A 10,666-nucleotide genomic window follows, 5' to 3' on the forward strand; every position below is an offset into this window, starting at 1 on the left:
GCCGTTCTTAAGCGAACATGGGCACATTAGCGGCGGCAGGAAATCTGTCTCGTAAAAAGGGAACACCGATTTGGCGGAAAGTAAGATTGCCGAAAGAGCCTTCTACCAGCCGGGTGCGAGCAGCATCGAAGGCATGCCGACAACGCTTCAGCTCTTTCATAATCACCCGCCCATCATGCTCCGCCCCCACTGGCACGCGCAGGTGGAGGTGAATTATGTGATGTCGGGATCGGTGCATTACCGCATGGGCGATCATGAACTCTCGCTCGAGGCCGGCCAGATGTGCATTTTCTGGGGTGGCCAGCCGCACCAGATGGACCGCTCCTCCGACGATTCCTTTTATGCGGGCGCGCATCTGCCGCTCGTGCATTTCTTCCGAATGCGCCTGCCTGCCGCCGTCTCCAGCCAGTTGATGGGTGGCGCCACAATGGTGAGCGCCGAAACTGACCTGGCGGATAAGGAGAATTTCGGCCGCTGGTTCCGCTATGTCGCCTCGGGTGATCCGGCCAGAGCGCAACATGCGGTGGAGGAATTGCTGCTGCGGGTGGAACGGATGTTTCTCGAACCCTATTCCGTCGTATCGTCCGCCGCCGATGCAAAACACAGAGAGGATGAGGAAGGCATGGCGCCATCCATCGGCGTGGTGCGCATGTGCGATTTCATCGCCGCCAATTTCCTCGACGATATCGACGCGACCGATATTGCCCGCGCCGCATCATTGCATCCGAAATATGCGATGAACCTGTTCCGCAAGTCCACAGGCATGACGCTGATCAAATATCTGACCCTGCTACGCCTTTCGCGTGCACAGGCAATGCTGATGACCGGCAAGGACAATATTCTGCAGATCGCCATGGAAAGCGGCTTCGGCTCCGTCAGCGCCTTCAACAAGGCGTTTCGCCAGATCGCCGGCATGTCACCTTCCGATTTCCGCCGCGACATGCGGGCGACGGCGGCTTAGGGCACCTCCCTCATTCCTGTGCTTGTCACCGGAATCCAGTCGACGCGCGTCTACGCGGCGAGAGGACTCTTTTCAGCTCAAGACTTTGGCGGGCTGTATCCCTGTGACAATCACAGGGATGAGGAGGAGCGTGAAGCCTAGTCCCCAATTTCTTCCGGTTTCGGAAAAGCTCCGCCGCGCTGCCGCGCCGCTTGCCGATAAGCCCGGGGCGAACTGCCGAGCATCCGCCGGAACATGGTGGTGAAGGCGGGAATGTTTTCATAACCGGCATCCAACGCCACATTGGTCACCGCCTCGCCGGCCGCCAGCCTCGGCAGTGAAGCGAAAATGCAGGCCTGCTGGCGCCAGGTGACGAAACTCACCCCGAGTTCCCGGCGGAACAGGCGCGTGAAAGAGCGGCGGCTGATTCCCATGGCTGCCGCCCAGTCGTCGATCTCCACCCGTGCTACGGGCTTCTTGAGGAAATCGCGGCAGAGCGCAGCCAGACGCTGATTATCGGGAAAAGGCAATCCGAGCGGCCTTTCCGGCAGGCGGTTGACCTCGTCCAGCAAAAGCGCGCGCACGAGGCCCTGCCGATGAAATGCCGACGGCTGGTGTTCCTCAGCCAGCAGTTCCGAAATCAGGCTGGAGGCGAGATCGGTTATTTCCACCACCCGCGGCGCGCCGGCATGGAAGAGATCGGGATGAACGTAGATCGAGTGCATCTCCACCGTGGAAATGGTCTCGGCCTCGTGCTGCAGCCCGGCAGGAATGAGGAGCCCGTGACCGGGCGGTATCATCCAGCGCCCATCGGCGGTGCTGACCAGCACCACACCCTGACGTGCACACCAGATCTGTACCCGGCTGTGGCTGTGGGGCGGGGTTCGGTGCCCCGTGGGATAGACGCGGCAAAGCGCGAGCACCGGTTCATTGGTGCCGTCGATCAATTTCAGACTGCGTTCATGCTCGTCCTGCGTCAGCCCTGCAGGCGGCCGCGATTTGATTTTTGCCATTTGGCCCACTCACAAAGAAACTCGTCCAGAACACAAATGCAGGCCAGAAACAATATGAATAAAAGCGGGAAGAAATAAAGACACGTTTCCCGCCCTTCCATCGGGAATCTGGAGAGGATACATCATGGCCACCGTCACCAGCGCCGGGTTCAACCCGCAACGCACGGCGTTTACAATCATCGCTGCCGCGAGCTTCTGCCATATGCTCAACGACATCATGCAATCGCTGCTGACGTCGCTTTACCCGCTGCTGAAGGCCAATTACGCGCTCGATTTCATGCAGATCGGGCTGCTGACCTTCGCCTTTCAGGTCACCGCATCGCTGTTGCAGCCGGTCGTCGGCATGGTGACCGATCGCTGGCCCATGCCCTTCTCCCTGCCCGTCGCCATGCTGTCCACCTGCGCCGGCCTCATCACGCTCGCCTTCGCCCACAGTTTCGAGGTTCTGGTGATCGGCGCCTGCCTCATCGGCATCGGCTCGGCGATCTTCCATCCGGAAGCCTCGCGCGTTGCGCGCCTGGCATCCGGCGGCCGTCACGGCCTTGCACAGTCCTTCTTCCAGGTCGGCGGCAATACCGGAACGGCCATCGGCCCGCTGCTCGCCGCTTTCATCGTCATACCGCTCGGCCAGTCGAGCCTCAGCCGGTTCTCGCTGATTGCGCTCGTCGGTTTTGGCGTGCTTTCGTGGGTCGGCGTCTGGTATACCCGCCATCGCCGCGCCACCGTCGGCAAGGCCCCTGTCAGCCGCGCCCTGCCGCTGGCACGCGGCACGGTTATGATGACGCTTCTCGTTCTGGTGGTCCTGACCGCAACCAAGAACGCCTATCTCGCCAGCCTGTCCAGCTACTTCACCTTCTACACGATCGACCGGTTCGGTCTTGGTGTGCAGGACGCGCAGGTTCTGCTGTTCCTCTTCCTCGGGGCTTCAGCACTCGGCGTGTTCTTCGGCGGCCCGATCGGTGACCGTTTCGGCTCCCGCGTGGTCATCTGGTTCTCGATCCTCGGCGTCATTCCCTTCGCGCTGATGCTGCCCTATGCCAACCTGTTCTGGACGGCGGTTCTGGTCGTCGTGATCGGCTTCGTCTTCTCGTCGGCCTTCTCGGCCATCGTGGTGTTCGCACAGGAACTGGTGCCGGGCCGTGTCGGCCTCATCGCCGGCATGTTCTTCGGTTTCGCCTTCGGTTTCGGCGGTATCGGGGCGGCGGTTCTGGGCGTCTATGCGGACAAGGAAGGCATTGAATTCGTCTATCGCATCTGCTCCTACATGCCGCTGCTCGGCCTTTTGACAGTGTTCCTGCCGAAGCTGCCAAGCCACCGCTAAAAGCCTTGCGTTCAACGCTTTTCATCACGGCGATCACCTGCGATACTCAGGTGAACGCCGTGATCCGTTAAGCGAAGACCCCACTCTGCGCCAAAAACCGTCAGGCCGATTTACGCAACATCAGATCGGCGCTGAGGAGAATGCGCTCGCGCATCCGGGTTGCGTCATCCGCCTCTTCATCCAGCTTCTGCAACAGAAGCTCGATCGAGAGCCTGCCGATCTCGTTATAGTTCTGCGCCACCGTGGTAATCGGCGGGCAGGCGTAACGCGACAGCGGATGATCATCATGGCCGGCGACCCGGAGATCGTAATCCGCACCGTGACCAACCTTGATTCCTTTCTGGAAGGCGGCGGCGATGACGCCGAAGGCGATACGGTCGTTGGCGCACAGAATGGTGCGCGATGGCAAATGCCCTGCCCCATCAAGCAGCCGGGACGCTTCATCAAAGGCGAAACGTTCGAAATCCCAGGTGACGATATCAGGGACATCGATCACATGCGGCTCGAAACCGAGACGCTGCATGGCCTCCACGTAAGCCGTGCGGCGCGTCGCAGCATTGGTGTTGACCTGCGGCATGTCGAAGAAACAGGGCGGCTCGCCCGAACGGCAGAGATAATCCACCATCAGCCCGACACTCTGGCGGTTGTCGGTGCCGACAAAGGCCGAGGTCTCGTCGAGGGGCGAATCCACATAAACGATTGGAATACTGGCCGCGAGCTGCTCCAGCGTGGCGCGGTGGGATTTGACACCGAGCGGGGCGATGATGGCGCCCGCGACATTCATCGACTTGAAGGTGCGGATGGCGCGGTCTTCAATCTCCGCCTTGCCGTCTGATGACAGCACGAAGGCAAGGAATCCCGCCTCATTGGCGATGAGTTCGATACGGCTCGTCAGCGCCATATAGAACGGGTCCGTCGAGTTCGGGATGATGATGCCGATGATATTGGAACGGCGGCGGTTGAGGTTCACGGCAAAGATATTGGGCCTGAAGCCCGATTTCTTCAGCGCGTCCTCGATGGCATCCCGGGTCTTCTTGCGGACCGAGGCCGGATCATTGAAGTATTTCGAAACGGTCGGGCGGGAAAGGCCGACGAATTCCGAAAACTCTTCCATCGTCCTGATAGATTTGGCCAAAGTGCTTGCCCCCATGAAATATTACATGTGGTATTCTATATCGACCGGCCTTCGCACGAAAAGCCGGTCGAATGTGGTTATCAACGGCCAAAAGATCATTCGGCCGCAAATTGCACTTTCATTGTAGCCGGATCGGACGGCTTTTTCGTAAAGAACGGCAGCATCTCCGAAAGCGGCAGTCGGTGCGACACCAGCCGCGCCATGACATCACCATCCGTCTCCAGAATAGCTAACGCCTGCGGAATGTTACGGTTCAGCGAATGTGAACCGACAAGCTTCAACTGACGCCTGAAGATTTCGAAGGGCGAGACAGCAATGCGGGCATCCGGCGCGCAGACGCCAAAGAACAGCGCCGTACCGCCATCGGCAACCAGCGGGATCATCGCTTCCGCAACAGCGGCGATGCCGGTCGCATCGGCCACGAAATCGAACGATTTCTGTTGCCGCAGGAGCGCTTCCGAGCCGGACACCGCCACCTCAAGCCCGAGATTTTCGGCGAAGGCCAGCCTGCTTTCATTGATATCGGCAATCGTCACCGTCCTGATGCCGCGCGATTTCAGCGACAAGGCAAGCAGCAGGCCGATAGGGCCGGCACCAAAAACCAGCGCGTTTTCCGGTACGATACCACTCTCGCCGATGCCCGCGCTCTGCATGCCATTGACGACGCAGGCGAGCGGTTCTGCCAATGCCGCGACATGATAGGGCATGGAACCGATGCGGTGCAGGTGATCGGCATGCACCACGCTGAACTCCGCAAAGCCGCCATTATGGGAGACGCCATAGGCCTTCAGTGTGCTGCAGAGGTTGGTAAGGCCCTTCCTGCAACTCGCGCAGACGCCACAGGGCAGATTGGGATCGACCGCCACCCGTTCGCCAACCTTGATGCCAGTCACATCAGCGGCCACGGCCGCGACTTCACCGGCATATTCATGGCCCGGGATGACGGGAAAGGCACCGTCGCCATAACGTGCATGGAGTACATCGATATCGGTGTGGCAAAGCCCCGAAGCCTTGACCCGCACGAGGGCGTGGCCGGGCGGCAGATCGGCGACCGTAACCTCCGCCAGCACGGCGCGTCCCTTCTCGACGAATTGAATGGCATGCATGGTCATCTCCGGCTTTTCAGCTCATCCAGTTGCCGCCATCGACATTGTATGTCTGGGCGAGAATATAGTCGCTGTCGGAAGAGGCGAGGAAAACCGCCAGCCCCTTGATGTCGTCGGGCGTGGCAAAACGGCCGATCGGCACGGATTTCGCCACCGCCGCCTTTTTTTCACCCGGCTTCAGGCCTTCCCATTTGGCGAAATGTGCATCGACCACTTCCCAGTGCTCACCATCCACGACACCGGGCGCGATGGCGTTGACATTGATGCCGTGCTTGACGAGCGCCAGCGCCGCCGATTGCGTGGCGGAAATGATCGCGGCCTTGGAAGCGCAATAAAGCGTGACGAGCGCCTCACCGCGACGGCCGGCCTGGCTCGCCATATTGATGATCTTGCCACCCCGTGCACGGGCAATCATGACATTGGAGACGGCCTTCATCATGAAAAGCGGTCCCTTGAGATTGATGTCGAAAACCCGCTCATAGCTCTCTTCGGTAATACCGTTGATCGGCGCCATATCGAAGATAGCGGCATTGTTGACAAGGATATCAATGCCGCCGAATTCCTCATCCACCGCCTTCACCACCGCATCGATCTGACTAAGGTCAGTCACATCCAGCTTTACGGCCTTGGCAGAAGGGCCGATGGCGGCGGCAGACGCCGTCGCACGGGCGATATCGATGTCAGCGATGATGACCTTTGCACCCTCATCTGCAAAAGCCTGCGCAAAACCAAGGCCGATACCGCGGGCGGCGCCTGTAATCAGCGCGACCTTGTTGTTCAATCTCATGTCGATCTCCGTGATGCATGGCGGACAACTCGGCCATGCTCGCTTGTTGTTAGATGCAATTTTCTCAACCCCTCATTCCTGTGCTTGTCACAGGAATCCAGTCGACGTGGCTTTCACGCGGCTGAGAGAGTTCTTTCAGCCCAAGGACTCGGGCTGGCTGGTTTCCTGTGACAAGCACAGGAATGAGGGCGGCGGGTGTGGGGCCACCCATGCCGCCCGCCGCCAAAGTGACGAACGGGCGGCACGCCGGGAGGACGCGGCTACTTGATGTAGCCCGCGCGGGTCATGTCACGCTCGACCTGTTTCTGTGCGCCCTCAAGCGCCGCATCGACGGTCTGCTGGCCGGAAAGGGCTGCCGCGATCTGCTGGCCGACAACCGTACCAATGGACTGGAATTCCGGTATGGCGACGAACTGCACGCCGGTATAGGGAACCGGATCCTTGGTTGGTTTCGACGGATCGGCCGACATGATGGCCTTCAGCACCGTATCCGCAAAGGGTGCCGCCTTCTTGTATTCCGGCAGCTCATAGGTGGATTTGCGCGTGCCCGGCGGCACGGCAACCCAGCCTTCGCTTTCACCGACCGTCTTCACATAGGACTTCGAGGTCGCCCATTTGACGAAGGACTTGGCGGTTTCGAGCTTCTTCGTGCTGTTCGGAATTGCAAGGTTCCACGACCAGGACCAGCTCGACCCGTTCGGCGTCGCCTCGACCGGAGCCCGCGTGAAGGCGGTCTTGTCGGCGACCTGGCTCTGTTTGGGATCATAGACCCGGCCTGCCGCCGAGGTGGCGTCGATCCACATGGCGCAGCGGCCGGATGAAAACAGCGTCTGGTTCTCGTTGAAGCCGTTGGCTGCCGCACCGGGCGGGCCGTAAGAGGTCATCAGCGCGACGTAATCCGAGATCGCCTTTTTCCACGGCTCGCTCGTCAGCTGCGGCTTCCAGTCCATATCGAACCAGCGTCCGCCATAGGTGTTGATCATGGTCCCGAGGAAAGCCATGTTCTCGCCCCAGCCCGGCTTGCCGCGCAGGCAGATGCCATATTGCTGCTTCGACTTGTCGGTCAGCTTGGCGGCAAAATCCTTGATCTGGTCGTAGCTCGGATTATCAGGCATCTTCAGGCCGGCGGCGTCGAACAGGTCCTTGCGGTAAAGCGTAAACGAGCTTTCGGTGTAGAACGGCACCGCGTAAAGCTTGCCGTCCACCGTCAGGCCTTTCTTGATCGGATCGAGCAGATCGGCGTAATCGTAATCGTCGCCGAGATCATCAACCGGCGCCAGCCAGCCCTGCTTGCCCCAGATCGGCGCTTCGTAACCGCCGATGGTCATGATGTCGAACTGGCCGCCATTGGTGGCGATATCGGTCGTCACGCGCTCACGCAGGACATTCTCTTCCAGCACGATCCAGTTGATCTTGTTTCCAGTTTCCTTCTCCCAGGCGCTGGAAAGCTTCTGCATGATGATCATGTCGCCATTGTTGACGGTGGCGATGTTGATTTCTTCCGCTTGCGCAAGCCCGGCCAATAGGCCGACGCCGACCACGGACGATGACAGAATTCCAATAAATTTGCTCATGATACCCGCTCCTCCTTTACGGATGTCCACGCATAACAATACATGCGTAAATTTTTATCTCTCAAAATATGCTCCCTTGTCAACATACGAAAATAAGACCGAGCACGGTCGCATCGCTGAATATACCAATATGTAGTTGTTTTAACGCAAATAATATCCTCGGAAATTATTTCATCGCGCAAACTTCCTGCTGCGATGCAGCAAAATTTTCATCACTCCATATATTGACGCGCGTAAATTTTTGAACGATACCCGAAAACAAGAGTCCACAGAATGACGGCTTTTGATCCGCCCGAAAGCTGGGGCCGAACGTATAAGGAGGAGACGATGAGACAGACATCCGCACTGGCGCCGCACACGAATGGTCCGACCATCACGGCAGGTGAAATCCTCGTGGAGATCATGGCGACGACGGTGGGAAACGGCTTTCTCGAGCCGCAAACGCTGATCGGCCCTTTCCCGAGCGGCGCACCGGCCATCTTCATCGATCAGGTGGCGCGTTGCGGCGGAACCGCCGGCATCATCGCTGCAGTCGGTGACGACGATTTCGGCCGTCTCAATGTCGAAAGACTGCGCAGTGACGGCGTCGATGTCTCGGCAATCGCCACTATTCCAGATCGCCCGACCGGCAGCGCCTTCGTGCGCTACCGTGAGAACGGCGCGCGCGACTTCGTTTTCAACATCGCCCATTCGGCGGCCAGCGAAACGCAGATGACCGATGAAGCGCAGGCGCTCATCGAAAAAGCCGGCCATGTACACGTCATGGGATCGGCCTTCGCGATTGCCGGCATTGGCGACATCATTCTGGCGGCGATCAGGAGTGTCGGAGCACGCGGCGGTTCGGTGTCTTTCGATCCGAACATCCGCAAGGAACTGGCGCAGGGTGACGAAGGCCGCAGGCTGATCGACGATCTGCTTGCCGTGACAGATCTCCTGCTGCCATCAGGCGAAGAACTTCAGGCAGCCTCCGGTCTCGATGATGAGGATGCCGCGATAGAAAAGCTGCTCGCCTCCGGTGTCGGCGAAATCGTGCTGAAACGCGGCGCGAAGGGCGCAAGCCATTTCAGCCGCGCCCATGGGCGCATCGACGCCCCCGGCCTGAAGGTGGAGGAAATCGACCCGACCGGTGCCGGCGACTGTTTCGGCGCAACCTACCTCACCTGCCGCCGCCTCGGCATGCACCCGGCAAAAGCGCTCGCTTACGCCAATGCATCGGGTGCCCACAACGTCATCAGGCGCGGCCCGATGGAGGGCGCTGCCAGCCTTGCCGAACTCGATGCCTTCATGGCCGCGCAATTGTCGGAGGAAGTCCTATGACCGCCATTCTGGAAAATCTCGCCGCCGCCCGCCGCGCCGGCAAACCCGCGGGCATCACGTCCGTCTGTTCGGCCCACCCCGTCGTCCTGCGCGCCGCGATCCGCCGCGCCGCCGCCAGCAAGACAGCCGTGCTGATCGAGGCGACCTGCAATCAGGTCAACCATCTCGGTGGTTATACCGGCATGACACCCCGTGATTTTGTTGCCTTCGTCAACAGCATCGCTGCGGAAGAAGGATTACCCGGCGAGCTCCTGATTTTCGGCGGCGATCATCTCGGGCCCAACCCCTGGCGCAGGGAGAAGGCCGAAGAGGCGCTGATAAAAGCCGCCGCCATGGTTGAGGCCTATGTGGCATCGGGTTTTCGCAAGATTCACCTTGATGCATCGATGGGCTGCGCCGGTGAGCCGGCGGCGCTGGATGACGTCACCATCGCCAACCGCGCCGCCAAACTTGCCGCCGTTGCCGAAAAGGCGGCCACCGATGCCGGCCTGCCCAAACCGCTTTATATTCTCGGCACCGAAGTGCCGGTGCCTGGCGGCGCCGACCATGTGCTCGACACCGTCGCGCCGACACTGCCGCAGGCGGCGCGCAACACCATCGACCTTCACCGCGAGATATTCGCGCAGCACGGTCTTTCGCAAGCCTTCGAACGGGTCATCGCTTTCGTCGTGCAGCCCGGCGTGGAATTCGGCAGCGACAATGTCGTTGCTTATGATCCGCAGGCCGCGGAAGCGCTGAGCGCCGTTCTGGACGGCGAACCGCAGCTGGTGTTCGAGGCCCATTCCACCGATTACCAGACCAAGCCTGCCCTTGCCGCACTGGTGCGCGACGGATATCCAATCCTCAAAGTTGGTCCGGGCCTCACCTTCGCTTACCGGGAAGCGCTTTATGCGCTTGATATGATCGCATCCGAAATGGTCGGCACCTATGGCGACCGGCCGCTGGCGCGGACCATGGAAAAACTGATGTTGAGCGCGCCGGGCGACTGGCAGGGCCATTACCATGGCGACGACATCACGCTGCGATTGCAGCGCCACTATAGTTACAGCGACCGCATCCGTTATTACTGGGCACGGCCGGAAGCGTTGCAGGCCGTTTCCGCCTTGCATAAGGCGCTGGATGGGAAGACAATTCCCGAAACCCTGCTGCGCCAGTATCTCGGAGAATTGCCGCTCGCAACAGTTGCGGGCGAGGACGCGGAAGAGATTTTGATCGCCGCTGTGGATCAGGTTCTGGCGACCTATCACGCAGCGACGGGCGAAGGCCGCCACTGACGGCAATCATAAATCCGGATGCCCCTGCGGCAGAGGCCGCCGGAGCGAAATGGGGGAAGTGCGAGCGGTTTCATCTGAAGTCCCGCTCAAACTCATAACTGTATCCGTGAGGGAGGACGACTAATGGCAACACGGAACACGAGCGGTCTGGCGCGGGTTATGCTTGCGCCTTCGGTGCTGCTTTTGCTGGTGTGGATGA

9 protein-coding genes are annotated in these 10,666 nt (G+C 60.0%); 4 read left to right on the top strand and 5 right to left on the bottom strand.

The genetic code is table 11. The features are described 5' to 3' along the window. The first annotated feature begins 70 nt into the window (after positions 1-70). A complete protein-coding gene (locus tag V6S97_RS16490; protein WP_003510385.1) occupies positions 71-961 on the top strand; it encodes a helix-turn-helix domain-containing protein in 891 nt (296 codons plus the stop codon). Between the two features lie 137 nt (positions 962-1,098). Here V6S97_RS16490 and V6S97_RS16485 read toward each other — a convergent pair whose 3' ends face one another. Then, entirely contained in the window at positions 1,099-1,953 is an 855-nt protein-coding gene (locus V6S97_RS16485; RefSeq protein WP_003510382.1) for an AraC family transcriptional regulator, read from the bottom strand. A 124-nt stretch (positions 1,954-2,077) separates the two neighbouring features. On the opposite strand from V6S97_RS16485, the gene V6S97_RS16480 reads away from it, so the two are divergent. Beyond that, the gene (locus tag V6S97_RS16480) at positions 2,078-3,274 is read left to right on the top strand and encodes an MFS transporter (RefSeq protein ID WP_334427552.1); all 1,197 of its coding nucleotides are present in this window, start codon (positions 2,078-2,080) and stop codon (positions 3,272-3,274) included. 100 nt (positions 3,275-3,374) lie between these two features. Here V6S97_RS16480 and V6S97_RS16475 read toward each other — a convergent pair whose 3' ends face one another. The 4 genes from V6S97_RS16475 to V6S97_RS16460 all read right to left on the bottom strand — a co-directional run bounded on the left by V6S97_RS16475 (position 3,375) and on the right by V6S97_RS16460 (position 7,876). Then, entirely contained in the window at positions 3,375-4,388 is a 1,014-nt protein-coding gene (locus tag V6S97_RS16475) for a LacI family DNA-binding transcriptional regulator (protein WP_031234375.1), read from the bottom strand. Between the two features lie 116 nt (positions 4,389-4,504). Beyond that, the gene (locus V6S97_RS16470) at positions 4,505-5,515 is read right to left on the bottom strand and encodes a D-altritol 5-dehydrogenase (protein ID WP_099086895.1); all 1,011 of its coding nucleotides are present in this window, start codon (positions 5,513-5,515) and stop codon (positions 4,505-4,507) included. Positions 5,516-5,531: 16 nt separating this feature from the next. Next, positions 5,532-6,302 carry a galactitol 2-dehydrogenase gene (locus V6S97_RS16465; RefSeq protein WP_020812578.1) on the bottom strand — a complete coding sequence of 257 codons (771 nt, stop codon included), beginning with the start codon at positions 6,300-6,302 and terminating at the stop codon, positions 5,532-5,534. A 260-nt stretch (positions 6,303-6,562) separates the two neighbouring features. Beyond that, complete coding sequence (locus V6S97_RS16460; RefSeq protein WP_113040502.1) at positions 6,563-7,876, bottom strand: ABC transporter substrate-binding protein; 1,314 nt, start codon at positions 7,874-7,876, stop codon at positions 6,563-6,565. A gap of 327 nt (positions 7,877-8,203) precedes the next feature. On the opposite strand from V6S97_RS16460, the gene V6S97_RS16455 reads away from it, so the two are divergent. Beyond that, the gene (locus V6S97_RS16455) at positions 8,204-9,193 is read left to right on the top strand and encodes a tagatose kinase (protein WP_035213651.1); all 990 of its coding nucleotides are present in this window, start codon (positions 8,204-8,206) and stop codon (positions 9,191-9,193) included. Beyond that, on the top strand, positions 9,190-10,467 hold the full coding sequence (locus V6S97_RS16450; protein ID WP_334427551.1) for a D-tagatose-bisphosphate aldolase, class II, non-catalytic subunit: 1,278 nt from the start codon (positions 9,190-9,192) through the stop codon (positions 10,465-10,467). The genes V6S97_RS16455 and V6S97_RS16450 overlap by 4 nt, the downstream gene beginning before the upstream one ends. Positions 10,468-10,666 lie beyond the last annotated feature (199 nt).

Origin of the sequence: Agrobacterium sp. CCNWLW155, from assembly GCF_036888815.1 — a bacterium.
GTDB lineage: Bacteria > Pseudomonadota > Alphaproteobacteria > Rhizobiales > Rhizobiaceae > Agrobacterium > Agrobacterium radiobacter.

What these genes read in the sequence shown, in the direction of transcription:
- V6S97_RS16485 (WP_003510382.1), bottom strand. Translation starts at nt 1,953, where the DNA reads ATGGCAAAAATCAAATCGCGGCCGCCTGCAGGGCTGACGCAGGACGAG.
- V6S97_RS16480 (WP_334427552.1), top strand. Translation starts at nt 2,078, where the DNA reads ATGGCCACCGTCACCAGCGCCGGGTTCAACCCGCAACGCACGGCGTTT.
- V6S97_RS16475 (WP_031234375.1), bottom strand. Translation starts at nt 4,388, where the DNA reads ATGGAAGAGTTTTCGGAATTCGTCGGCCTTTCCCGCCCGACCGTTTCG.
- V6S97_RS16470 (WP_099086895.1), bottom strand. Translation starts at nt 5,515, where the DNA reads ATGCATGCCATTCAATTCGTCGAGAAGGGACGCGCCGTGCTGGCGGAG.
- V6S97_RS16465 (WP_020812578.1), bottom strand. Translation starts at nt 6,302, where the DNA reads ATGAGATTGAACAACAAGGTCGCGCTGATTACAGGCGCCGCCCGCGGT.
- V6S97_RS16460 (WP_113040502.1), bottom strand. Translation starts at nt 7,876, where the DNA reads ATGAGCAAATTTATTGGAATTCTGTCATCGTCCGTGGTCGGCGTCGGC.
- V6S97_RS16455 (WP_035213651.1), top strand. Translation starts at nt 8,204, where the DNA reads ATGAGACAGACATCCGCACTGGCGCCGCACACGAATGGTCCGACCATC.
- V6S97_RS16450 (WP_334427551.1), top strand. Translation starts at nt 9,190, where the DNA reads ATGACCGCCATTCTGGAAAATCTCGCCGCCGCCCGCCGCGCCGGCAAA.